The following is a 23,421-nucleotide window of genomic DNA, read 5'->3' on the forward strand; positions in this document are numbered from 1 at the left end:
CGCGCCGTCGGGGCGTCGTGCACCCAGGGCCGCCGGAGGTCAGCGAGCAGCGCGACGCCGAGCCAAGGCACGTTCGCCGCGCGCGCTGTCCCGCGCCTCCGTCATCTCGCCTGCCGTCGAGTCACTCGCTTCCGACGTGGCTGCCTCGGCCGCGGTCGGCTTCTCGTCGTCGCTCTTGGCGGTGTAGTAATAGTCGCTACGGTAATAGCCGTAGTCGTAGGCGTCGATCCCGTTGGACGGAACCTTGTTGAGTACGGCGCCGAGGACCCGCCCCCGTACGCGCACGATCCCGCGGAACGACTTCTCGAGCTGCTCCGAAGTGACCTGCTTGGCAGCAACCGTCAAGACGACCCCGTCGGCGATCGTGCTCAGAACGGCGGCGTCCGTCACCGAGAGTACGGGCGGCGCGTCGAGAATCACGGTGGCGACTTCGGCGAGCGCTTCGACGAGCTCCTTCATGGTGCGGGAGCCGAGTAGCTCGCTCGGGTTGGGTGGGATGCGCCCGGATCCCAGGACGCGCAGATGCGGGTCATTGCCCGGCGCCTGCATGGCGTCGTTGATCGAAAGTCGTCCACTGAGCACATCGGTCAATCCGACACCTCCGCGCAGTGAGTAGATCCCGGACTGGGTCGGCCTCCGAAGGTCGCAGTCGATGAGAACGACGTTCGAGCTGGCGGCAGCGATGGCGTCCGCGAGATTCGAGGCGAGCGTCGACTTCCCTTCACCCGGGATCGAACTGGTGATCACGATCACGCGGGGCGGCCTGTCCACGTTCACGTAGCTGAGGTTCGTCCGCAGCTCGCGAAGGGCCTCGGTGATCGCAAAGAGCTGGCGGGTGTCGCTCTCCGGCTGATCGACGACTCGCAATCGTTCGCCGAACAGGTCGCTCGAGGGGACGATCCCGATGACGGGGGCGTCGATGAGAGCCTCGATCTGAGCGACGGATCGAACCTTCCTGTCGAAGTGGTTGCGGAGCAGACCGTAGACGAACGCCAGCGCAAGGCCTGCAGCCAGCGCGAGCATGAAGGCGGACTGAAGATTCGGCGACGAGGGGAGATAGGGCGCACGAGCCGCTGCCAGCGGCGCGAATGAGAGCGCAGCGTCGTTGATGCCGTCCTTGGGCGCCTCGAGCTCCTTCACCTGGTCGGCCAGAGCCTGTACCCACACGTTTGCGAGCTTGGCGGCTTCGTCGGGGCTGTTTGCGCTGGCGGTGATCTCGATGACCGCGGTTCCGGAGGGCAGGTTCGCACGAATGCTACCGAGCAATCCGCCTGTCCCCTTGGCTCCGAGAGCCGTGGCGGCGCGTTTCGCGACTGCATCGGAGGTGGCGATGCGGACATAGGTCTCGGCCCGCGATTTCGCGAGCGTGTCGCCCGCGAGCGCCATGGACAGGCTTTCGCCGGACGCGGCCTGCGTCAGGCCTGAGGCGGTCGCGCTGTACACACGCGGCTGTAGCGCTGTGAAGACGGCCACGACGGCGATGGTGGCCAAGAGGATGAGGAGTTCTCCGACCCAGTACCTCCGGAGCATCGAGATGAAGTCGCGGAGGTCGCGTGTTCTGGATCGCGTTTCGGCGGCCTCGACCTGAGTGCTCATGTGACGGTTCCCTCCTGGGCTGGCTGCGCGACGAGACCTTCGCGAGGGCGACGGTCCATGTCGTCGGGTTCGCCGCGGTCGCTGCCGGGCTGATGGACGAGCAAACCGAGGTCGGTCATCGTCTCGATGAAAGCGCCGCACTCGGCGTATGCGGTGGCGGGGTGTCCCGGGTAGCACGCGAGCACCGCCCGCACCACTTCATCGTCGGACGCGAATCCGTCGATGCGGTTCCACACCTCGGCAGACGGTCCCACGAGTTGGAACTGGCGGAAGTCGGAAATGTCGGCCACTGCACACCGGCCGGTGGCCCCTTCCACCCATACGGCGTCCGGATTCTTCGCGTGCCGGCGGCGCCGCAGGGCGGTACGGATCATTTCATCCGCCATGTCACCTATGGACGAGACCGTGGGCGTCTGATCGTCGGACGTCACGACAGCCACCGCAGGACGCCGTGTTGGACGAGCTGGTCCGCGTGGGATGCGGTGATCTCGCTGTCTTGTGGGAAGGGCCCGTGCTCCCTTCGTACGGCATCCAGAACCTCGGCCGACGATCGCGGACGTTCGCAGGCGAGCCAGATCGACCGCGAGACTCCGGATAGGGCCGTCACCGAATCGCGGATCGCGAGGATCAGCGCGTCACGTGTTTCGATCGCGTCGTGTGGCCGCGTGCGCACCAGGCCCCGGCCGTCATCGATCCGCGGTGTCGAATGCGTCGGAGATTCGGCCGGCACGGAGAAGGCCAGTTCGTCGCTGTCGAACGGAGAGCTCGTCGGGAGAGCGCCGTACGGGTCGAGGTCGTCGATCGACCGATACGTGAGCTGCTCCACGCCTCCGACGCGGGCGATGAGCCGGGCGAGAGTGACGAGCGGTCGGGGAGTGGCTGTGAGCGAGGAGATCTGTGGCACGAGGGCGAAGATGCCGTCGGTCAAATCCAATCGGCTGACTCGCGCGTGTTCGCCCGCATCGGGGCGCCGGTCGAGAAGGATGATGCGCTCGAGCGCCGGTTCGCCCGCGGGCGGTGTCGCGAGGTCCAGGTCGTTCGGTGAACGCTGCGTCTTCGCGGTGGCCAGCGGGCCGGCGACGGACAACGGCTTCGGGTAGGGGGACACCGTCCCAGTGCTCCTCACCAGGGCGATCTCGTCGGTGAGGTACCCGTGATGACGCCCGAAATACTGTGCGGCGGTCGTCTTCCCCGCACCGGACGGCCCCACCAGCAGGGTCGCCCCACCCGACTCGCCGGTGAGGGCGGCGGCGTGCAGAAGCACGCCTGTGCCGACGTTCCCTTGGATGGCCTTCAGGGTTATCTGCGATTCGGCCACTGCCATGAGCTCGGATATGGTCTGCTCGGTCCGGTCCGGAACGACGAGCGAGACCTCGTCGTCGACGTCCGGGTCGGCGTCGATGAGGAGTAGTTGGCGCCACGCGGTCGAGAAATGCGAGCAGAACTCGGCGGCACCCGGTCCCCGGGCGCACACGCGTACACGGCGTCCGAGGGCGTGCACCACCAGGGTCTGCGGTCGAGCCGGGTGGATCTGATCGGCACGCATCGCGCAACTCCCTCCAAAACGAACCACCTCAGTATCGGCGGACCCGCAACAGGGCGCGCTCGACCGGATCGTCCGCAAGGGAGCGGGCTTCCAGGTGACCCCCCTACGTCGAGGCCCGGGGGCGGGTGGATATCGAAGGTGAAACTGCCCGTCGCAGCCGGGACATTGCGGTACCAGACGACAGTGGAGCCGGACGCGCCGCGCGACACTGTGTTCCTCGCTCCGTCCCTGTCGTTGCGCCGAGCCCGAGGAAGGTTCCCGTGTCCACTCCAACGTTCTCCGTCCTCTTCGTCTGCACGGGCAACATCTGCAGGTCCGCGATGGCCGAGCGGATTCTCGTGAGCCGCATCGCCGCCACGGGCGGCGGGGTCGTGGTGCGTAGCGCCGGAACGCGGGCGGTGGTCGGGAGAGGGATGTCGTCGCAGACTCGACCACTGGTGCGCGCGAACGGGGGCGACCCCGACGGTTTCGTCGCCAGGCAGCTCGATGAGCAGATGCTGCGCGGAGCCGACCTGGTCCTCGGGATGACGGCTGAGCATTGTGAACGCGCTGCGACGCTCGAGCCGTCGGCATTCGCGCGGATCTTCTCCACACTGGAGTTCGGCAGAGCTGTCGCAGAGGCGGGGGCTCCCGTGACGGCGACCGGCTCTGCGCGCTGGCGAGAGCTTCTCGCGTCGGCCGTTGCGCTTCGCCGGACAGGGCGCCTCCGACCGACGACCGATGACGATGTCGAGGACCCTTACGGCAAATCGGATGCGGCATTCGCAGAGATGGCTTCGCGCCTGGTGCCCGTGATGGACATGTTGGCCGGGTCCGGGGTCCGTCGGTGAGCGACCTCGAGGAGCTCGAGGCGGTCTTCGAGTCAGCCTCGGCAAGCCGATCCGACCGCCGCAAGCGCAAGCGTCGTCGACGTCGCGCACTCTGGATCTGGGTGACCGCCGTGATCGTCGTCCTCGTACTCCCGGTGGCTCTCGTCGGCGGGTATCTGGTGTGGCTGGGAGGAACGTTCGACAACGGGGTGCGACGCATCACGAACCCCTTCCCGGCGGATGCCACACGTCCGCCCGCTGTGAATGGCGCGACGAATTTCCTCCTCATCGGCTCCGACTCCCGGTCCGGTCTCAACGACGTGCTCTCCGGCAAACGCACCGGTGAACGATCTGACACGTTGATGCTCGTCAATGTGCCGGCGGACGGCTCAGGCATCACGGTCGTGTCGTTGATGCGCGACCTGTGGGTGCCCGTGCCCGGCCACGGCTCGGCGAAGCTCAACGCCGCGTTCAGCTGGGGAGGTGTGCCCCTGGCCGTGCAGTCCGTCGAGTCCCTGTTGAAGGCGCGCATCGATCACGTCATGGTCGTCGACTTCGGGGGGTTCGGCTCGATCTCCACCGCGCTCGGCGGGGTGGAGGTCTGGTCGGACAGGGCGTTCGAATCAAAGAACATGCCCGGCTACACCTTCACCAAGGGGTTCAACCGCCTCGAGGGCACCTCGGCGCTCGCGTTCGTCCGTGAGCGCTACTCGTTCGGCGAGGCCGACTATCAGCGTGTTCGCAATCAACAGGCGTTCATCCGCGCCCTCGTCCTCGGCTTCATCGATACGGGCACGCTCACGAATCCGCTGAAGCTCCAGTCGGCTGTCGGGACGCTCGCGCGATACATCGTCGCTGATGGCGGGCTCACATCCTCGGCGGTCGCAGGTCTCGCCCTCAGATCCCGCGGGCTCAGCGCATCGGGCATCGACACCTGGACCCTGCCGACCGCGGGTACCGGTACATCGCCGGACGGACAATCGATCGTCCTGGTCGATGAAGCGCGGCTCGAGCTGGTTCGAACGGCGCTCGCGCACGACGACCTCGCCACCACCTTCCGTAGCGGCAAGCTCGGATCGGGGGAACGCTGATGGTCGCTCCTGTGCAGTCCGGCACACGTGATCGTGCGCTGACCAAGCGCGAGAGATCTGCGATCTCCCTCGCCATTACCGACGCTGTCGTCATCGCGCTGGCGGTCAGCGTCGCCCACCTGCTTCGATTCGGCAACTGGGAGGGGAGGGTCAGTTTCGGCGGCTTCCAGACGACCTACTGGGTCGTCTCGACGATTCTGGCGGCGACCTGGCTCATCTCGGTCGCCGCTTTCGGGGGATGGGTGACGTGGCCGAAACGCCGCGACGGGCCGTCGTTGCTGCCGCCGATCAAAGCGACTGTCCTCGTGATCGCACTGCTGGCGGTGATCGCGCTGCTCTTCGAAGTCGATCTCTCGCGCGCATACTTGGCCGGCGCGCTGCCGATCGGCCTGGCGAGCCTGCTGACCGTTCGCATCGTCTGTCGCATCTGGATCGGAGCGCACCGTGCCCGAGGAAAGTACGTGCGTCGAGCATTGGTGATCGGTACGCAGAAGCGTGCGGCCGACCTCGCCAAGGTTTTCAGCGAGTCGGCATCGCCCGTCGGCGTGAGTCTCGTGGCGACAGCCCCCATCGAGACGGTCGGGCGCACCGACCTCCTCCTCGACCTCATCGCAGAGAACGACGTCGATGTGATCGTCCTGACCGAGGAACGGGCACAGACGAATGTCCGGCAACTGATCTGGGACGTCGAAGGGTCCGGGGCGGTGGTGTGGCTCTCGGTCGACGTGCCGGAACTCGCCGCCCCGCGCGCAGAGTTCCATCCGATCGAACGGTTGCCGATCATCGAAGTCGAGCCGGCGGACCGCTCGATGACCAGGCGGCGCGGCAAGCGGGCTTTCGATCTCGTCCTGAGCTCCGTCGGACTCCTCGTGGCGGCTCCGCTCATCATGGCCTGCGCGATCGCCATCAAGCTCGACAGCCGGGGGCCCGCGTTCTTCCAGCAGACACGCATCGGACGAGACGGCAAGGAGTTCGCCATCCACAAGTTGCGCACGATGAGGATCGGGGCGGAGCACGAGGTGGGTGCGCTCCAGGAGCAGAACGAGGGCTCCGGCCCGTTGTTCAAGATCAAGGACGATCCGAGGGTCACCCGCGTCGGACGCTTTCTCCGCAAGACGTCGTTCGACGAGTTTCCGCAGTTGTGGAACGTCCTCCGTGGCGAGATGAGTCTCGTCGGCCCGAGGCCGCCACTGCCGTCCGAGGTCGCCGAGTACGACCGCGACAGTCTCCGGAGGCTGATCGTCAAGCCCGGTATGACCGGTCTGTGGCAGGTCAACGGCAGATCGGACCTGACCTGGGAGCAGGGCGTGAGACTCGACCTCTTCTATGTCGAGAACTGGTCGCTCGGAGGAGACCTCCACATCATGTTCCAGACGGTCGCCGTGATGATTCGCCCGAACGGCGCGTACTGATCCCGACGAATCCCGTAGGCGCGCGCTGACCGGCGGGAGCGCCTTAGAGTCGTGCGTGCGAACGCTCGTCCACGTGCTCGGCATGATCACCGGAGCGTCCGGATTTCCGCGCAAGGATAATCGGGAGCACCTCGGGCACCGACGCGAGACCCCGACGCCACCGCCGGAGGTAGGCGCGCGCCGCCGCAAGCGGAGGCAGGTGCGTCGTCGTCGTGTCCTTGATCAGGGTCGTGATCGGCGGGAACAGTGCGATGCGCACCTGGCCCGCCCGTTCCCGCCAGGTGGCGCGCTTCCAATGGAGCGCGCGCCGGTGCATCGGCTCAGAGACGCGGGTGCGCAGTCGCCATTCCGCAGAGGGTTCTCCCCAATCGATGTCACGTCGAGGCGGGCCGAGCCTCTCGAGGAACGGCCGAGCGGTCGCGAGCGCGTTCAGCTCCCGTGCGCGAACCACCAACTGATCGGCGTCCACGGAACGGCAACGGGCGATTAGCGCCTCCAGTTCGAGCTCGTGGCGTCCGATCCAGAGCGCCCGGAGCGAGTGCAGGGCGGCGATGAGGATGGAATCGGCGAGACCGGGGATCTGCACGGGCTGACTCCCACACCAGAGCGTCGTCCGCTGCATCCAGAGTTTTTCGAAGGACTCGGTCGGCTCGAGCTCAATGCCCGGATAGCGGAAGTGGACGTCGATGTCCAAGCTCCACTCCGGATGGAAAAGGCTGATGCTATGGCGCGGGAACGTTGCGACATCGGGGTCGCTAGTGCGTTGCAGCCATCCGCGTTCCGCGAGCGAGTCGATGAAGGGGTGCAGACGTTCCGGTTCGACGAAGACATCGACGTCGGCGCTGGGGCGTGGGTCGCGCAGCCCGTACTCCACGGCTGCGAGACCCTTGAACGCGAGCATCCGAGTTCCGGAACGCCGGGCCACGAGTGCGACTGCCGCGGCCAGCAGGACGGCCGGCTCGAGCGCTTCCGCTCTGCCGGCGCCGACCATCGAGTTCATCATCCATCTCACCTCCGTCATGCTCACCGTTCGCTCGCGACGGGTTCGACGTCGTCAGCGATGCCGCAGTGGCCGCAGCCATGGGGGCGCCGGAAACGTGGTTGACATCACGGCCGCGGCGTCCACCCCCACATACTCACACGACGGAGACGCCCCGCTGACCGGGCGGCCCGGTGGAAGCCGGGTCAGCCGAGACGTCGCCGTCGATTGCGCTGTGCGGTGCTGATCGCACCGACCAGGGCCGAGGCCACGATGACGAGTCCGAGCGCAGCGATCCACACGGCGAGCGCGGCTCCGGGTGTGAGCGCTGCGATCCACACAGTGACGCCCGCCAGCCGCGTCGGTGACGACACGATCGCCAGGGTGACGGCCGCGACGACGATCAGCAGTGCACCCCAGATGATCCCGCCCCAGCGCAGCGGCGGCGTACTGGATGGCACGAGCCGGGCCGGAGCCTGGAGAGGTGGAGCCGGCTGGACGGTCGGTGCGGCTACTGAGGAGGTCTCGATATCTGCCTGCGGCGAAGTGGCCGCGGTCTCCGCCCCGGTCACCTCCTCAGTCGTCGACTCGGCCGGTTCCGTCGCAGTTTCCCGGTCGGGAAGTCGCAGGGTGTCGTCCGACTCCGGAGTCGGTCCTTCGGCATTCGGGGTCATGGTTCTCTCGCTCTCTTTCACTTCTCGACTCGTTCGACGACGACGCCGTCCACCTGGGCGATGTGGACGACGACCTGCGGACTCCTGCCCGGACCGACGAGGACGTCGATCGTGCATCCTCCGAAGAACCCGGGGTCGCAGTGGTGTGCGTGTTCTTGACCCGACGCGTCGGTGACCGTGAGCCCCGACGCCACCGACGCCTCGACCCGCACCGTTGCACTCTCGGGAACGATCACGGTGGTCGGTCCGGCGCCTTTGGCGAGGTTCACGGCGGGGACCCCTTCGGCGGTCACGGCCTTGGTGAGGTCGATCGTGGTGTCACCGACAGCCTGGAGGTAGTTCGCACTGCCCGTTGGAGTTGCGGATAGCGAGCTTCCGGCGGTGAAGCCGGCGTCCAGTCGTACGCGTGGCGAGGTCGGCAGCAGTGCGGCGACCACGGTGAGCGTCGCCAGGAGGATGCCGAGGAAGATCAGGAATCCGCTCCGGCGGCGGGCGATACCGGCGATGAGGACCGTCACCCCGAAGACGAGCGTCGCGGCGGCCAACGAGGCGGTGAGCGCGTAACCGGGCAGGCCGGTCAGTGCGCCCCAGAGTGCGCCGGTGAGGGAGGCCGCGACCAGCGCCAGCCCGACGGCGAGCCATCCGATCGCCGCTCCGACCCGGGGATTGGCTGCGCGGTAGTACGCCCTGCGCGCTTCGGCCTCGGCGTTGGCGGCCGACGCCTGCGCCTTCAGCTCGGCGGAGCGCTGCGCCTTCACGGCACGCATGTCTTCGGCCAGGCGCTGCTTCCACTGGTCGTGCTCGGCCTTCCACTGCGCCTGGCGGGCGCGCCAGTCCGCGACCTCCTGATCCGTCGCTCCGGCAGCCGGCGCAGGCGGCGCCGACGGCTCGGAGCCGATCGCGACGGCCGGCGCAGCGGGAACCGACGGTGCGGATGACACCGGAGCCGCGGGCGACACGGGCGAGGCCGGCTCGGTCGCCGCAGGATCGGCCGCCAGCGACGCAGTCCCGGCTCCTGGCGCGTTCGTGGTGGGCGGCGCTGCGGCGGACGAAGCCGACGCAGTGGCGGTCCCACCCGATCGCCGGTCGGCGTTGCGGACGGCGATGACGATGAGCGCTGCTGCAGCGCCGAGCACGATGAGGGTCCAGAAGATGCGGCTCACGACGTCGAACCAGCCGGGATCGTGACCGAACGGACCGCCGAACCACCAGATCCCGTTGGACCACGGTAGGAGCGACAGCACGATCAGCACCCCGATGGCGACGATCGGGGCCTCGAACTCGCCGTCGAACAGCCGCTGCAGGTGGATCCGGCCGTCGCGGTCGGGCAGCAGGGCCCAGGCGATCGCGTAGAGCAGGACGACAGGGGCGCCGAGCAGTGCGGCGACGACGACGATTCCGCGGACGATCAGCGGGTCGATGCCGATCCGGTACGCGATGCCCGCGCAGACGCCGCCGATCCACCCGTCGGTGCGCGTGACGCCGAGGCCGCGCATCCAGTCGAAGAAGCGGGTCCCGCGGCCGGAGAAGCCGCTCTGCGGGCCGCCGTACGGGCCGGGCGGAGTCTGCGTCTGACCGGGAGGAGTCGCACCCGGAGAAGTCGCGCCCGGGGGCGTCGCGCCGGGAGGGGGAGGGGTCGTGCCGTCGTTCACCATGACTCGATCGTGGCGCGCACGGCGCACCTCCCGCTATCCGGGGTCACCCTGAGCGGACCCTGATTCCTCCACGCTCGGCTGTCCGGCGGCTGTCCCGTCTGCTTGGATTCCAGGTATGGCTTCCGCACCCCTGCCCGGCGAGCGCGCGGCGCGCACGCCTTTGACGCGGCCGCGCGACTGCGTGGTCGGCGGGGTGAGCGTCGCGCTCGCCGACCATCTCGGTTGGCCGGTGACGGCCGTGCGCTGGATCCTCGTCGGCACCGCGCTCCTCGGTGGCGCCGGCGTGCTCTTCTATCTGTGGCTATGGGCGCTGACCCCGCTGCGCGACCCGGCCCCCGGGAGCTCGGACGAGCGGGTCAGACGACGGGTGAACGTTCCCTGGGTGCTCGCGGTGGGCGGGGCGGTCTCCGGGCTGGCCGCGATCGTCCTGGTGGCGGCGGGCGACCCTGAGGCGGCGGTCGGGGCGGTCGTCGGGTCGATCGCCCTGCTGGTCGCCGCCGTGCTGTGGGACCAGCTCGTCGACGACGAGAGTGCGAAGCCGTCGTCCCTCTCGCCTGCCGGGTTCCGCCTCGCGTCCGGCGGGTTCCTCGTCGCGCTCGCGCTGGTGCTGAGCGGGCTGCAGGCGGGTCGCTCGTCCGGTCTGCTGTGGCTCGCGATCATCGGCGCGACCTTCGCGGGCGCGGCCGTGATGGTCGGGCCGTGGGCCCTGCGGCTCTGGACGGAGCTGATCGCCGAGCGGACGGCGCGGGTGCGGGAGGAACAGAGGGCCGAGATGGCGGCGCACCTGCACGACTCGGTCCTGCAGACGCTCGCGCTGATCCAGAACCGGGCAGGGGCGTCCAGCGAGGTCGGCAGGATCGCCCGCGCGCAGGAGCGCGAGCTGCGCGACTGGCTTTACGCCGAGGCTGCGGAGGGCGCCGTTCCCGACGCAGAGGACCTCGCCATGGAGCTGCGCTCCGTGGCTGCGGCGCTGGAGGTCGACCACGCCGTGCACTTCGACGTGGTGAGCGCTGGCGAGCCCGTGCGCCGCGCGCCGGCCGAGCTGGCGGCCGCGGCCCGCGAGGCGATGCTGAACGCCGCGCGGCACGCGGGGGGCGACGTGTCGGTGTACATCGAGTCGGGCGGCGGGTCCGTCGACGTCTTCGTCCGCGATCGCGGCCCCGGCTTCGACATCGATGCGCTGCCGGAGGGCCGCCTGGGCGTGCGCGAGTCGATCATCGGGCGGATGCGACGGGCGGGGGGCGGTGCGACGGTGACCTCGCGCGGCACCGGCACGGAGATCCACCTCACGGTCGACCTGCCGGGCGAGCGAGAATGAGCACATGACCGACGAGACGCCGCGCCCGATCACCGTGGTGATCGTGGACGACCATTCGATCTTCCGTTCCGGACTCCGGGCAGACCTCGACGACCGCCTGCACGTGGTCGCGGAGGTGCAGGACGTCGACGGGGCGGTGGAGGCGATCCTCCGCACCCGGCCGGAGGTGGTGCTTCTCGACGTGCACCTGCCCGGCGGCGCAGGGGGAGGCGGTGCGGAGGTGCTCCGCCGCGCCGTCGCCGAGAGCGCGGGGACCCGGTTCCTCGCGCTGAGCGTGTCCGATGCGGCGGAGGACGTCGTCGGCGTCATCCGCGCGGGCGCCCGCGGGTACCTGACCAAGGGCAGCTCGGGGCGGCAGGTCAGCGACGCCGTCGTCGCCGTGGCGGGCGGTGACGCGGTCTTCTCGCCGAAGCTCGCCGGCTTCGTGCTCGACGCGTTCGGCGCGACGGCGGGCGAACAGGCCGAGACCACCGACGAGCTCGACCGCCTCTCGGCGCGCGAGCGGGAGGTCATGCGCCTGATCGCGCGCGGCTACGCGTACAAGGAGGTCGCCGCCGAGCTGTTCATCTCGGTCAAGACGGTGGAGACCCACGTCTCCGCCGTGCTCCGCAAGCTCCAGCTCTCGTCGCGTCACGAGCTCACCGCCTGGGCGCTCGAGCGCAAGCTGCTGTAGCCCGACGCCGGCGACGCGCGGCCCCCGGCGCGTTTTTGCGAGGGGGTCGGGTGTCCCGTACACTTGGGTGCGGTGGTTGAATCTGCCAAGCTTTTCTGCGCCTATTTTCGCGATGCCAGGAGGGTTTCGCGGTTCACAATCCCTAGGGCGGTAGCTCAATTGGCAGAGCAGCGGTCTCCAAAACCGCAGGTTGCAGGTTCGATTCCTGTCCGCCCTGCAAACCGGCATTCCGATGCCGGTCCACGAAAGGTGTAACGAGGTGGCCCGAAAGGTAATCGACGAGCCGAGCGAGGAAATCGTCGCCAACGCCAAGAAGGAGCGCGCGGCCAAGCGCAACCCCTTCGCGCGGATCGCCCTGTTCATCCGGCAGGTCATCGGCGAACTCAAGAAGGTCGTCACGCCGACGCGCAAGGAGCTCTTGAGCTACACCGGCGTCGTGCTCGTCTTCGTGGTGATCATGATGGCGATCGTGTCCCTGCTCGACTGGGTGTTCGGTCTCGGCGTGGTGTGGGTCTTCGGGCATCCGAAGTAGACCCCGGCAGCCGACCGGCCGCACGGCCATACCGACAGAAATGGAATGAATTCAGTGTCTGAGACGAACCGCGACGACGTGGACTGGGCGACCGCTGCCGAGCAGTCGTCCGAAGACGACGAGGCGCAGACGGGCAACGTCCTGGAGCGCGACGAGGAGTCGTCCGACCCCGCGGAGCACGAGGCGCTGCACATCGTCGCCGACGACGGCACCGAGATCGACCTCGACGCCGTGCTCGACGCGATGGCCGAGGCGGTCGACCCCGAGGCCGACCGCGCCGTCGACGAGGCCCTCGAGGTCGACTCGGCCGAAGAGGCCGAGGCCGCCCAGGAGGCCGTCGAAGACGAGGACGAGGTCGCGGCCGACCCCTACGAGGAGTTCCGCGCCGAGCTGCGGGCCAAGTTCGGCAAGTGGTATGTCATCCACTCCTACGCCGGCTTCGAGCGCCGCGTGAAGTCGAACATCGAGAACCGCATGGTCTCGATGAACATGGAGGACTTCATCTTCGAGGTGCAGGTCCCCATGGAAGACGTGGTCGAGATCAAGAACGGCCAGCGCAAGATGGTCAACCGCGTGCGCATCCCCGGCTACGTGCTGGTGCGCATGGACCTCAACGAGGACAGCTGGTCGGTCGTCCGCCACACGCCGGGCGTCACCGGCTTCGTCGGCAACGCGCACAACCCCACGCCGCTCCGCTTCGAGGAGGCCTTCTCGATGCTCAAGAGCCTCGTGCAGGTCGACCAGGTTCCGGCCAAGGGCGCCGCCAAGGGCCAGAAGGCCGCCGCGCGCGTCATCCCCGCAGAGGTCGACTTCGAGATCGGCGAGACCATCACCATCAAGGAGGGCTCGTTCGCGGGCCTGCCTGGCTCGATCAGCGAGATCAAGCCGGAGAGCGGCAAGCTCACCGTGCTGGTGTCCCTCTTCGAGCGCGAGACCCCGGTCGAGCTCAGCTTCGACCAGGTCACGAAGCTCTGACGGGAAACATTCAGAGCCTCCCCACTGTTTTACGAACCACCGGGTCTCGGAAGGGCCGAGAAACCGGGAGAGCCGCGCGGGCGTGACGCCCACGGGCTCGAATACACAAAGAAGGAAGAGACATGGCACCGAAGAAGAAGGTCACCGGTCTGATCAAGCTTCAGATCAACGCCGGCGCTGCCAACCCGGCCCCGCCCATCGGCCCGGCCCTGGGTCAGCACGGCGTGAACATCATGGAGTTCTGCAAGGCGTACAACGCGGCCACCGAGTCGCAGCGCGGCAACGTCATCCCGGTCGAGATCACCGTGTACGAGGACCGCTCGTTCACGTTCGTCCTGAAGACCCCGCCCGCGGCCGAGCTGATCAAGAAGGCGGCCGGCGTCGCCAAGGGCTCCGGCGTCCCGCACACCACCAAGGTCGGCAAGCTGACCCAGGAGCAGGTGCGCGCCATCGCCGAGCAGAAGATGGTCGACCTCAACGCCAACGACATCGACGCGGCGTCGAAGATCATCGCAGGCACCGCCCGTTCGATGGGCATCACGGTCGAGGCGTAAGCCCGACCCCCACGTCATCCAGACATCACCGTGGCAGAGCCGGCCAGGCTCGCACCACATTCTCGTTAGGAGAAATCTCATGGCACAGAAGTCCAAGGCCTACCGGGCCGCGGCCGACAAGATCGAGGCCGGCAAGTTCTACACCCCGACCGAGGCGGTCACCCTCGCGAAGGAGACCGGTTCCGCCAAGTTCAACTCGACCGTCGAGGTCGCGCTGAAGCTCGGTGTGGACCCGCGCAAGGCGGACCAGATGGTCCGCGGTACCGTCATCCTTCCTCACGGTACCGGCAAGACCGCGCGCGTCATCGTGTTCGCGACCGGCCCGGCTGCTGAGGCCGCCATCGCCGCGGGCGCCGACGAGGTCGGCGGCACCGACCTGATCGAGAAGGTCGCCGGCGGTTACACCGACTTCGACTCGGCCGTCTCCACCCCGGAGCTCATGGGCCAGGTCGGCCGTCTCGGCAAGGTGCTCGGCCCGCGCGGTCTGATGCCGAACCCGAAGACCGGCACGGTCACCCCGGACGTGGCGAAGGCCGTGTCCGACATCAAGGGCGGAAAGATCGAGTTCCGCGTCGACAAGCACGCGAACGTGCACTTCGTCGTCGGCAAGGCCGGCTTCACCGCCGAGCAGCTCGACGAGAACATCAAGGCGGCCCTCGACGAGGTCGTGCGCCTCAAGCCGTCCGCCGCGAAGGGCCGCTACATCCAGAAGGGCGCCGTGTCGACCACGTTCGGCCCGGGCATCCCGCTGGACGTCAACGCCATCTGAGTGCATCGCACTCCCGACGGGCCGGCCACCGCTCACGCGGTGACCGGCCCGTTTTCGTCGCCTCGGCGAGTCGAAAGAACGTTGCACAGGGGCAACGACTTCGGCAGACCTGTCTACCCCATCTTGCGGAGGTAGAACGCCGGGGCTATGTTCGCCCTGTCGCGCACCGCGCGTCGGCTCACAGTCGAGTCCGTCCGAGCGAAGGAATGTTTGATGACACCTCGCACCACCTCCGCCCTCCACAAGAGGGCGATCGGAATCATCGCCACCACGTCTGCCGTGGTGGCGTTGTCGTTGGCAGGGGCATCCGCGGCGAACGCCGCCGACCGGGTGCCCTTCGCCAATTCCGTCCCCTCGTGGGCCACCGCCCAGAACGATGCGGGAGCGGCTCCAGCCGACACGACAGTGCAGGGTGAGATCTACCTCCCCCTCCGCGACCAGAAGGGCGCGGAGACCCTGGCGAAGCAGGTCTCCAACCCGTCCCTGTCCGGGTATCGCAGAGCGCTGAGCCCGCAGCAGTGGATCGCGCGCTTCTCGCCGACGCAGGCCGACTACGACGCGGTGCTGTCGTTCCTCACAACGGCGGGTCTGACCATCCAGGGTGAGCCGGCGAGCCGCCAGTACGTGGTGTTCCGCGGCACGCCCCAGCAGCTCGGCTCGGTGTTCGGCACCTCGCTGCACTCCTACAAGGTCGCCGGCCACGAACTCGTGGCGCCGTCGAGCGCTCCCTCGGTTCCCGCAGCGCTCGGCGCCAAGGTGTCCGCGATCAGCGTCGAGCAGTCGCGCACCATGACCCGACCCGACTCGATCAAGCAGGGCGACGTCCCGGCTTCGGCGACTCCGCAGATGCAGCGGAAGTCGGCGGCCGCAGCGCCCGTCATCACCACGCCGTGCTCGCACTACGACGGTGAGAACACCGTGACGGTGCCGGCCGCCTACAACGGGCAGACCACCTACGGCACCTACAATTGCGGCTACACGCCGCAGCAGATGCGCAGCGCCTACGGTCTGACCGACCTCACGAAGCGCGGTGTCAACGGCAGTGGGCAGACGGTCGCGATCATCGACGCCTACGCGAGCCCGACCATCGTCAAGGATGCGAACAGCCTCGCGGCACAGAACGGCGAGCCGCCGCTCACCAACTCCAGCTACCAGCAGCTGGTACCGAGCCCCAGTGAGTTCACGGACCAGGCCGCGTGCCAGTACCCGAGCGGCTGGCAGAGCGAGCAGACCCTCGACGTGGAGTCGGTGCACTCCATCGCGCCGGGGGCCCGCATCCTGTACGTGGGCGGCACCGACTGCAGCGGCGGCCTGGACATCGCGATGTCGAAGATCCTCGACAACAAGCTGGCCAACATCGTGAGCAACAGCTACGGCAACATCGGCGAGGCGGTTCCGGCCGATGTGATCCAGGGCGAGGTCAACATCCAGCTGCAGGCGGCAGGCGAAGGCATCGGGCTGTACTTCTCGAGCGGCGACAACGGTGACGAGGTCGAGAACCTCGGCTACCCGTCGCCGGACTTCCCCGGCTCCTCGCCGTGGGTCACCTCGGTCGGCGGCACGAGCCTCGGCATCGACAAGAACGGTCGCAACGCCTGGGAGACCGGTTGGGGCGACCAGCTCGACAAGATCGTGAAGAACCCCGACGGAACGCTCGCGTACGCCGAGCCGCTGCCGGGATCGCTGTTCGCCGGGGGAGCGGGAGGCGGTGTCAGCGCGGTCTTCCCTGCGCCGGACTACCAGCGTGGGATCGTGCCGCAGGCGCTGAGCAAGGGCTACCGGGTCTCTCCGGACGTCGCCGCTCTGGCCGACCCGTACACCGGGTTCCAGATCGGGCTCAGCCCGATCGTCGACGACACCACCCTGGCGACCGGCGGCTACGTCAACGAGACGTACGGCGGAACGTCGCTGGCCACGCCGATCGTGGCGGCGCAGATCGCCATCGTGCAGCAGGCGACCGGGCGGACGATCGGGTTCGCGAACCCGACCCTCTACGCGGTGAAGCGCGTGCTGCCCAGCGCCTTCCGCGACGTGGTGCCGCCGAACCCGCCGAAGGCGCTGGTGTACACCAGCGCGCGGAGCGGGAACACGTATTTCATCACGCTCGATCGGGACTCGTCGCTGAAGACCGCGGTGGGCTACGACGACGTGACGGGACTCGGCGGAGTCTCGTTCACCCTCCTGAACCTGGTGGCCCAGGGCAGGCATTAGCACCAGGGCAGGCACTGACAACAGTGCAGCACAGGGCCGGCCGTCTCCGCGTGGAGGCGGCCGGCCCCGCTACGCTGACGGGATGACCTTCACGATCCGCCCTGCGACCGACGCCGACGCCGACGCTCTGGCGGAGGTCGCGGCCGTGACGTTTCCCTTGGCGTGCCCGCCGCACACGACCGAGGAGGCCAAGGCGTCGTTCATCGCGGCGGTGCTCTCGGCGCAGCGGTTCGCGGAGTACGCCGCCGACCTCCAGCGGCGCCTGTTCGTCGCGGAGGACGACGCGGGGGAGATCATCGGCTACACGCTCGTCAATCTGGGCGAGCCGGGCGACGACGACGTGCGGGCCGCCGTGACGGTGCGCCCCACGGCCGAACTGAGCAAGTGCTACGTGATGCCGGGCCATCACGGGGAGGGCGTGGCCGGGGGGCTGATGGAGGCCAGCCTGGCCGCAGCGGCCGATGCCGGCGCCGCGGGAGTGTGGCTCGGCGTCAACGAAGAGAATGCACGCGCGCAGCGGTTCTACGGCAAGCACGGTTTCGTGCAGGTCGGGGCCAAGCGCTTCCGGGTCGGTGACCGCCTGGAGCATGACTGGGTGATGGAGCGTGCGCTCGGCTGATCGCGGCGTATCCCAGGGCCTTCGCAGGGTGGGGCCGGTTAGAATCCCTCGACCCGATCCATTCGAGGAGCGACCGTGCGACGACTGCTGCGTATCGTTCGCCAGCCGTTCGCCCAGCCCCTGTTGGCCGGCGGTTGGCAGCGTGCCGTGCCCGTGTTGCTCGCAGTGGGGACCGTCTGTGTCCTGAGCGGCCTGACGATCATCTGGGCCGCGCGTCTGACCGTTCCCTATCCGGTGTACGTGAGCGAGCTCGGCGCCGTCGGAGCTCCGACCGCTGGACCGTTCGCCATCGCTCTCCTGCTCATCGCCGCCGGTGGATTCGCCGTCGCCCTCGCGAGCGGCCACGTACGTTCGTCGCACCGGCTGCTCGACCGGTGGGCGCCCGCCGCCAGCCTCGGTTTCGCCGCGGTGTGCTTCGTGCTCGCGTCCCAGGTGACCTGCACGTCCTACTGTCCTGTTCCCCTCGTGGACCCGAGGTCGACGATCCAGGATCTCGTGCACACGGTGTCCGCCGTGCTCGGGTTCGCTGCGGCCTGCTTCGCAATGCTCCAGGTGGCGTTCGCATCCCGACTGCCGCGGGTCGCGCGTTTCTCGCTGATCAGCTGCATCGCGGTGGCGGCCATTACGATCGTGGGCGGCCTGTTGGCACTCGTCCACGTCGCGACGGATGTCGGCGCCTGGCTGGAGCTGATCGGGACGACCGTGGCGGTCTCGTGGATCGCGGTCTACTCCCTGGCGCTGGCACGGGTGCCGGTTCCGGTCGAGATCGGCTAGCTCGCGGCGGCCTGCGCCGCGTCAGCGGGAGTCGCCCTCGGCGCTGTCGCCTGGCGCAGCAGCTCGATCAGGTCGCCGGCCAGGGTGACCAGGCGGGCGATCTCGCGGTCGTCGCGGTCGACCCAGTGGCACTGGGGCTCCTCGTGCACGGGGACGAACCGGTCGTGCTGCTCCCACACGAAGAGCGTGCGCTCCGCTCCGAGCACGTACTGCTGCCACCAGATCTGGCGCAGATAGTGCCGCGGGATGCTGTTGAACGGCTTGTTGGTGGTCTTGATCTCGGCGAGCTCGATCCGGCCGCCCTCGCGGACCGTCAGCCCGTCGGGCGTCGCCAGGTGGCGGCGATCGCGTTCGGCGTGGAAGAGCAGGTCGGACGGCTGGATGCCGTGCGTCGCCGCGACCCAGGCCGCGATCTCCGGTTCGCGGACGCGACCGTGCTGCGTGAAGACGTTGCCGGAGAATCCCGAGCCGTTCAGCTTCTCGGTGACGGCCGCCTGCAGCGACTGCCGGGTGGAGAGCTTGGCGACATCGGTCGCGGTGATCCCGCGGCTGCGCGCCCGGAGCCAGCTGACCCGATCGCTCGACGACGCCACGACACGGGCGAGGTGGCCCTCGGCGCCCGGCACGGCCGGGACGACCGGCCGCGGCGCGGGTGCGGAGGTGTGCGGGCCGAGGTTTGCCAGCACGCCGGGCCGGTAGAGCTCGCGCCGGTCGAGTTCGCGCCGGTCGCCGTCGCGCCTGGACTGGTCTGGGGCGGTGGAGGCGGCGGAGCGGTCGAACACCACTCCATTCTGCCTCGCGCGACCGACGTGCGCCGTCAGCCCACGCCTACGGCGCCGAGCTGGCGGCGGGCCTCGTCGATGGTCGCCAGCGTGGAGACCGCTTCATCGAGCGAGTGCAGCGGCGACTCGGTGCGGCCCTCCGCGACGTAGCGGGCGAGCGCGGCGGCTTCGTACGACATCCCCTGGCGGTAGGGCCGGTTGTATGGATCCGTCCAGTGCACGACGACCCCGTCCGCCCGCTGGACGCGGAGACCGCTCGCCGCCCAGAACGGGCTGTCGGTCTCGATCCGCGCGTCGGACCCGGCGATGGTCGCGAGCGACGGCGTCCCCGCCCGCAGGCCGGTGCTGAGGAGGGCCTGGCCGCCGGTCGCCGAGGACAGCACCAGCGCGGCCTGCTCGTCCACGCCGGTCGGCGCGAGGGTGCCCGTCGCGATGATCCCGACGCGCGCGCCGAGGGCGAACGAGGCCCACGACACCACGTACACGCCGAGGTCGAGGAGGGCGCCGCCCGCGAGAGCCGGATCCCAGAGCCGGCCGGTCGCATCGAACGTCGCCCGACCTCCGAAGTCGGCCGTGACGACGCGCACCTCGCCGAGGGCGCCGTCGGCCAGCAGCTGCCGCGCGATGTCGGTCTGCGGCAGGTAGCGCGTCCACATCGCCTCCATGGCGAAGACGCCGGCCTCCCGCGCCGCTGCCGCGATCTGCCCGGCCTGCTCGGCGTCAGCCGCCATGGGCTTCTCGATGAGGACGTGCTTGCCCGCCCGGATGGCCAGGAGGGCGTGCTCGAGGTGCTCGCTGTGCGGGGTGGCGACATAGACGACATCCACCTGCGGGTCGCCCACGAGCGCTTCGTAGGACGCGTGCGCCCTGTCGACTCCGTGCGTGGCGGCGAACGCGGCAGCCCGCTCGGCCGAGCGCGAGCCGCAGGCGACCATCCGCTGCCGGGTGTGGGCGTGCAGCGCGCGCGTGAAATCACCGGCGATGACGCCGGGCCCGATCACGCCCCAGCGGAGGGGCGGCGCGTCCGCCGGGTCGGTGTGGCGGGGAGCGGGGAGGGCGGTGAGGAGGTCGACCATGCGTCCAGTCTGCACCGTCTCCCACCCCGCTCCCGCCGTCCGGTCAGACGGGCTGCGGGTTGGAGACCTCCGGTGCCGACCGCACGCCGGCGACGGGCGCAGCCCAGCGCACGCCGTTGGCGAGCACCCGCCGCACCTGCGGGTGGAAGTAGACCGGGTACTCCTGGTCGCCGGGCGAGAAGTAGAAGATCTTGCCGCGGCCGCGCGTGAACGTCACCCCGGAGCGGAACACCTCGCCGCCGGTGAACGAGCTGATGAAGACCAGGTCGTCCGGGGTGGGGATGTCGAAGAACTCTCCGTACATCTCCTGCGCGTCGATCACGATCGGCTGATCCACGCCCTGGGCGATCGGGTGCGTCGGGTTCACGTTCCAGACCAGCTCCCGCTCGCCGCCCTCCGGATTGCGCCAGCGCAGCGAGCACGTGGTGCCGAGCATCCGGATGAAGATCTTGGAGAAGTGGCCCGAGTGGAGCACGATCAGGCCCATCCCGCCGAGGACGTGCCGGCGGACGCGCTCGACGACCTCGTCGGAGACCTGGTCGTGGGCGATGTGGCCCCACCAGAGCAGCACGTCCGTCTCGGCGAGCGCCTCCTCGGTGAGCCCGTGCTCCGGGTCGGCGAGGGTCGCCGTGCGTACGGCGACCTCGTCGCCGAGCAGCTCGGAGAGGCCCGCGGCGATGGCCCCGTGGATGCCGTCGGGGTAGATCGCGGCGATCTCGGGCTGGGTGGTCTCGTGGACGCCTTCGTTCCACACGGTCACGCGCAGTGCGGTCATGGTCATGCCTCTGTGGTCTCGGTGCTGCTGTCGGTGGTCGCGGTGTTCGCGGTGTCCGCTTCCGCGTCGTCGAGGCCGCTGGTGGCCGGGCTCAGCCGCACTTCGGCGCCGCGGCGCGCGGACTCGTAGGCCGCGTCGATGACGCGCGCGCGGTCGAGCGCCAGGGAGCCGTCCCAGTGCGCCCAGTTCGCCTCGTCGGCGACGTGCTCGAGGAAGGTCTCCACGACCGCGAGGTGGCCGCGGCCGGCATCGGCGGTCACCGCGATGTCCTCCACCTCCTCGCCCTCGCCGGTGAAGATCGTCAGCTCGCCGGCGGGCGCGTAGTCGACGACCCGGAGGTCGGCGCCGCCCTCGGTGCCGTACAGCGTGATGCCGAACTCGTCGCCCGCCGGCCGATAGGCCGCCCAGCTGGTCTCGAGCACGATCGAGCCGCCGCCCTCCAGCCGCAGGAGCATGCTGGCCAGGTCTTCGACCTCGTACGCGGAGCCGACGTGCTGCTTGTCGCTCTTCGCGCCGCCGCGCCCGCGAACGCCGAGCTCGGCGTGGGTGACGGCAGAGACCGCCGTGACGCTCGGCTCGCCGAAGAGGTGCAGGGCGTAGTCGAGCACGTGCACGCCGATGTCGATCAGCGGGCCGCCTCCCGCCATCTCGCGGTTGGTGAACCAGCTGCCGAGCGCGGGGATGCCCGCGCGGCGCAGCCAGATCGCCCTCGCGTGGTACGGCCGTCCGATCTGGCCTGCGTCGATGGCCGCCTTGAGCGCCTCGATGTCGCCGCGGCGGCGGTGGTTGAAGGCGACCTCCAGCACGCGGCCGGAACGGTGGGCGGCGTCGACCATCGTCTGCGCCTCTGCCGCGGTGCGGGCGATGGGCTTCTCGCTCAGCACGTGGATGCCTGCCTCCAGCGCGCCGACGGTGATGGGAGCGTGCAGGAAGGTCGGGACGGCGACGCTGACGACGTCGAGGTCGCCGTCGGCGACCAGGTCGCGCCAGTCGGTGTACCTGCGGTCGACGCCGTACTTCTCGCCGAGCTCGGCGCGCGGGCCGTCCTCCATGCCGGCGATCGCGACGAGCTCGACGCCGGGGAGCGTTGCGTAGGCGTCCATGTGCTGCTGGCCGGCCCAGCCGAGGCCGACGACTCCGGCGCGGAGGGTCTTGGATTCGGTGGTCACTGCTGTCCTTTCGAGGGTGGTCCTGGAGTGGTCCTGGGTAGGTGGTGGATGGTCGGAACGAGGGTCGAATCGATTCGATACTGGGCGGCTCGAACGGCGGCGACAGTCGATCAGTGGGGGAGGGGCCGGGAGGCGACGCCGGGCCCGAGGGTGTGCTGGATGACCATGATGGCCGCGCCGATGGCACCCCCGGTCTCGCCCGAGCGGGACTCGGTGATGGTCAGGTGCTGGGTGGCGAGCGGCGTCGAGCGCTGGTAGACGACCTCCCGCACCCCCGCCAGCAGCTGCTCGCCGACGCGGGACAGGCTGCCGCCGACGACCACGAGCGACGGGTTGAGCATGTTGACGCAGGTCGCGACGACCTCGCCGAGGTCGCGGCCGGCCTGGCGGATCGCCTGGAGGACCTCCGGGTTGCCCGTGCGGGCGAGGGCCACGACGTCGTCGCTGGTCTCGGCGGGGATTCCCGCGGCCGTGAGCGCGCGGGCGATCGCCGGCCCGCTGGCGAGCGCCTCCAGGTCGGCGTCGCGGGCGCCGTGGCTCGGCGTCTCGCTGGAGAACGGGACGCGCACGTGGCCGAGGTCGCCCGCCGAGCCCTGGGCGCCGCGCTGCAGACGGCCTCCGCTGATGATGCCGGCGCCGATGCCGGTGGCCACCTTGACGAACAGGAGGTCGGATCGGTCGGGCCAGGCGAGCGCATGCTCGCCGAGCGCGAGGAGGTTCACGTCGTTGTCCACGAGCACGGGGACGTCGAAGACGCGCCGTGCGTAGGCCGGGATGTCGAACCGGTCCCAGCCGGGCATGATCGGCGGGTTGGCCGGAAGCCCTGTCGAGTGCTCGACCGGCCCCGGCACGCCGATGCCGACGCCGACGAGGTCGGCGAGCGGGCGTCCGGTCGCGGCGAACAGGCGCTGGGCGGCCTCCAGCGCCCAGTCGAGCACCGGCTCTGGGCCGTCGGAGATGAGCAGCCGCCGGGACTCGCTGGTCGTGATCGTGCCGGCCAGGTCGGCCAGGGCGACCACGCCGTGGGTCGCGCCGAGGTCGATCGCGACGACCACGCGCGAGTCGGGGTTGAACCGGATCCGCGCGGGAGGCCGCCCTCCCGTCGAGACGTCGTCGCCCGCGGGGGCGACCAGGCCGGCGGCGGTCAGAGTGTCGATGCGCACCGCCACCGTCGATCGGGCCAGGCCGGTGATCTCGGCCAGTTGCGCGCGCGTCCGTGGCACGCCGTCGCGCAGGATCGCCAGGAGGTCCGAGGCGTCCGCAGCGACGATGCCGGGCTCCCGGACGCTGTCGGTCATGCACGTATTGAACCACACCGATCTCCGGCGGTCCAAAGATCGACGACAACACGTCGACTTTTGATTGACATTCGACAGAAGTGGGGATTGAATGATCACGGGCGCCGCATCGCGTGTCTCATCCCCCATCTTTC

23 protein-coding genes and 1 tRNA gene are annotated in these 23,421 nt (G+C 69.4%); 13 read left to right on the forward strand and 11 right to left on the reverse strand.

What is annotated here, in order from left to right:
• Positions 1 to 39 precede the first annotated feature (39 nt).
• Genes JNB50_RS15465 through JNB50_RS15475 form a run of 3 tightly spaced genes read right to left on the reverse strand, consistent with a single transcriptional unit; the run spans position 40 to position 3,142 of the window.
• The gene (locus JNB50_RS15465; protein WP_208041081.1) at positions 40 to 1,596 is read right to left on the reverse strand and encodes a polysaccharide biosynthesis tyrosine autokinase; all 1,557 of its coding nucleotides are present in this window, start codon (positions 1,594 to 1,596) and stop codon (positions 40 to 42) included.
• Positions 1,593 to 2,027: a PqqD family protein gene (locus JNB50_RS15470; protein ID WP_208041082.1), complete on the reverse strand. Its 435-nt coding sequence runs from the start codon at positions 2,025 to 2,027 to the stop codon at positions 1,593 to 1,595. The genes JNB50_RS15465 and JNB50_RS15470 overlap by 4 nt, the downstream gene beginning before the upstream one ends.
• A complete protein-coding gene (locus JNB50_RS15475) occupies positions 2,024 to 3,142 on the reverse strand; it encodes a hypothetical protein (RefSeq protein ID WP_208041083.1) in 1,119 nt (372 codons plus the stop codon). The genes JNB50_RS15470 and JNB50_RS15475 overlap by 4 nt, the downstream gene beginning before the upstream one ends.
• Before the next feature lie 260 nt (positions 3,143 to 3,402).
• Between JNB50_RS15475 and JNB50_RS15480 the strand changes: the two genes are divergently transcribed.
• From JNB50_RS15480 to JNB50_RS15490, 3 genes are read left to right on the forward strand one after another with little or no spacing between them, the layout of a single operon-like run.
• Entirely contained in the window at positions 3,403 to 3,972 is a 570-nt protein-coding gene (locus JNB50_RS15480; protein WP_208041084.1) for a low molecular weight phosphatase family protein, read from the forward strand.
• Positions 3,969 to 5,042, forward strand: a complete 1,074-nt coding sequence (locus JNB50_RS15485; protein WP_208041085.1) for an LCP family protein — start codon at positions 3,969 to 3,971, stop codon at positions 5,040 to 5,042. The genes JNB50_RS15480 and JNB50_RS15485 overlap by 4 nt, the downstream gene beginning before the upstream one ends.
• Positions 5,042 to 6,454: a sugar transferase gene (locus JNB50_RS15490; RefSeq protein ID WP_208041086.1), complete on the forward strand. Its 1,413-nt coding sequence runs from the start codon at positions 5,042 to 5,044 to the stop codon at positions 6,452 to 6,454. Before JNB50_RS15485 ends, JNB50_RS15490 begins: the two co-directional genes overlap by 1 nt.
• A 43-nt stretch (positions 6,455 to 6,497) precedes the next feature.
• On the opposite strand, the gene JNB50_RS15495 is transcribed toward JNB50_RS15490, so the two are convergent.
• From JNB50_RS15495 to JNB50_RS15505, 3 genes are all read right to left on the reverse strand, one after another.
• A complete protein-coding gene (locus tag JNB50_RS15495) occupies positions 6,498 to 7,475 on the reverse strand; it encodes a nucleotidyltransferase family protein (RefSeq protein WP_307794744.1) in 978 nt (325 codons plus the stop codon).
• Positions 7,476 to 7,639: 164 nt separating this feature from the next.
• A complete protein-coding gene (locus tag JNB50_RS15500; protein ID WP_208041088.1) occupies positions 7,640 to 8,107 on the reverse strand; it encodes a US12 family protein in 468 nt (155 codons plus the stop codon).
• A 17-nt stretch (positions 8,108 to 8,124) separates the two neighbouring features.
• The gene (locus JNB50_RS15505; RefSeq protein ID WP_208041089.1) at positions 8,125 to 9,762 is read right to left on the reverse strand and encodes a PspC domain-containing protein; all 1,638 of its coding nucleotides are present in this window, start codon (positions 9,760 to 9,762) and stop codon (positions 8,125 to 8,127) included.
• A gap of 115 nt (positions 9,763 to 9,877) precedes the next feature.
• On the opposite strand from JNB50_RS15505, the gene JNB50_RS15510 reads away from it, so the two are divergent.
• From JNB50_RS15510 to JNB50_RS15555, 10 genes are all read left to right on the forward strand, one after another.
• Positions 9,878 to 11,080: an ATP-binding protein gene (locus JNB50_RS15510; RefSeq protein WP_208041090.1), complete on the forward strand. Its 1,203-nt coding sequence runs from the start codon at positions 9,878 to 9,880 to the stop codon at positions 11,078 to 11,080.
• A 4-nt stretch (positions 11,081 to 11,084) separates the two neighbouring features.
• Positions 11,085 to 11,753: a response regulator transcription factor gene (locus JNB50_RS15515; RefSeq protein WP_208041091.1), complete on the forward strand. Its 669-nt coding sequence runs from the start codon at positions 11,085 to 11,087 to the stop codon at positions 11,751 to 11,753.
• Positions 11,754 to 11,897: 144 nt separating this feature from the next.
• A tRNA-Trp gene (locus tag JNB50_RS15520) sits at positions 11,898 to 11,970 on the forward strand.
• Between the two features lie 42 nt (positions 11,971 to 12,012).
• On the forward strand, positions 12,013 to 12,285 hold the full coding sequence (gene secE / locus JNB50_RS15525; RefSeq protein ID WP_208041092.1) for a preprotein translocase subunit SecE: 273 nt from the start codon (positions 12,013 to 12,015) through the stop codon (positions 12,283 to 12,285).
• Between the two features lie 54 nt (positions 12,286 to 12,339).
• Complete coding sequence (nusG, locus tag JNB50_RS15530) at positions 12,340 to 13,260, forward strand: transcription termination/antitermination protein NusG (RefSeq protein WP_208041093.1); 921 nt, start codon at positions 12,340 to 12,342, stop codon at positions 13,258 to 13,260.
• A 122-nt stretch (positions 13,261 to 13,382) separates the two neighbouring features.
• Entirely contained in the window at positions 13,383 to 13,814 is a 432-nt protein-coding gene (rplK, locus tag JNB50_RS15535; protein ID WP_011185322.1) for a 50S ribosomal protein L11, read from the forward strand.
• A gap of 79 nt (positions 13,815 to 13,893) precedes the next feature.
• On the forward strand, positions 13,894 to 14,583 hold the full coding sequence (rplA, locus tag JNB50_RS15540; protein ID WP_179607980.1) for a 50S ribosomal protein L1: 690 nt from the start codon (positions 13,894 to 13,896) through the stop codon (positions 14,581 to 14,583).
• A 213-nt stretch (positions 14,584 to 14,796) separates the two neighbouring features.
• Complete coding sequence (locus JNB50_RS15545; RefSeq protein WP_243768538.1) at positions 14,797 to 16,794, forward strand: protease pro-enzyme activation domain-containing protein; 1,998 nt, start codon at positions 14,797 to 14,799, stop codon at positions 16,792 to 16,794.
• 82 nt (positions 16,795 to 16,876) lie between these two features.
• Positions 16,877 to 17,413 carry an N-acetyltransferase gene (locus JNB50_RS15550; RefSeq protein WP_208041094.1) on the forward strand — a complete coding sequence of 179 codons (537 nt, stop codon included), beginning with the start codon at positions 16,877 to 16,879 and terminating at the stop codon, positions 17,411 to 17,413.
• Positions 17,414 to 17,488: 75 nt separating this feature from the next.
• Entirely contained in the window at positions 17,489 to 18,187 is a 699-nt protein-coding gene (locus JNB50_RS15555) for a DUF998 domain-containing protein (RefSeq protein ID WP_307794745.1), read from the forward strand.
• Here the strand turns inward: JNB50_RS15555 and JNB50_RS15560 are convergent.
• The 5 genes from JNB50_RS15560 to JNB50_RS15580 all read right to left on the reverse strand — a co-directional run bounded on the left by JNB50_RS15560 (position 18,184) and on the right by JNB50_RS15580 (position 23,287).
• Positions 18,184 to 18,969 carry a YqaJ viral recombinase family protein gene (locus tag JNB50_RS15560; protein WP_208041095.1) on the reverse strand — a complete coding sequence of 262 codons (786 nt, stop codon included), beginning with the start codon at positions 18,967 to 18,969 and terminating at the stop codon, positions 18,184 to 18,186. The two genes, JNB50_RS15555 and JNB50_RS15560, sit on opposite strands and share 4 nt — an antisense overlap.
• A gap of 35 nt (positions 18,970 to 19,004) precedes the next feature.
• Positions 19,005 to 20,045, reverse strand: coding sequence for a Gfo/Idh/MocA family protein (locus JNB50_RS15565; protein ID WP_208041096.1), 1,041 nt, complete (start codon positions 20,043 to 20,045; stop codon positions 19,005 to 19,007).
• A gap of 43 nt (positions 20,046 to 20,088) precedes the next feature.
• Complete coding sequence (locus tag JNB50_RS15570) at positions 20,089 to 20,826, reverse strand: ThuA domain-containing protein (RefSeq protein ID WP_208041097.1); 738 nt, start codon at positions 20,824 to 20,826, stop codon at positions 20,089 to 20,091.
• A complete protein-coding gene (locus JNB50_RS15575) occupies positions 20,823 to 21,989 on the reverse strand; it encodes a Gfo/Idh/MocA family protein (protein WP_208041098.1) in 1,167 nt (388 codons plus the stop codon). Before JNB50_RS15575 ends, JNB50_RS15570 begins: the two co-directional genes overlap by 4 nt.
• A gap of 110 nt (positions 21,990 to 22,099) precedes the next feature.
• Positions 22,100 to 23,287 carry an ROK family transcriptional regulator gene (locus JNB50_RS15580; protein WP_208041099.1) on the reverse strand — a complete coding sequence of 396 codons (1,188 nt, stop codon included), beginning with the start codon at positions 23,285 to 23,287 and terminating at the stop codon, positions 22,100 to 22,102.
• Positions 23,288 to 23,421 lie beyond the last annotated feature (134 nt).

The organism is Leifsonia sp. TF02-11, assembly GCF_017565305.1.
Lineage (GTDB): Bacteria > Actinomycetota > Actinomycetes > Actinomycetales > Microbacteriaceae > Leifsonia.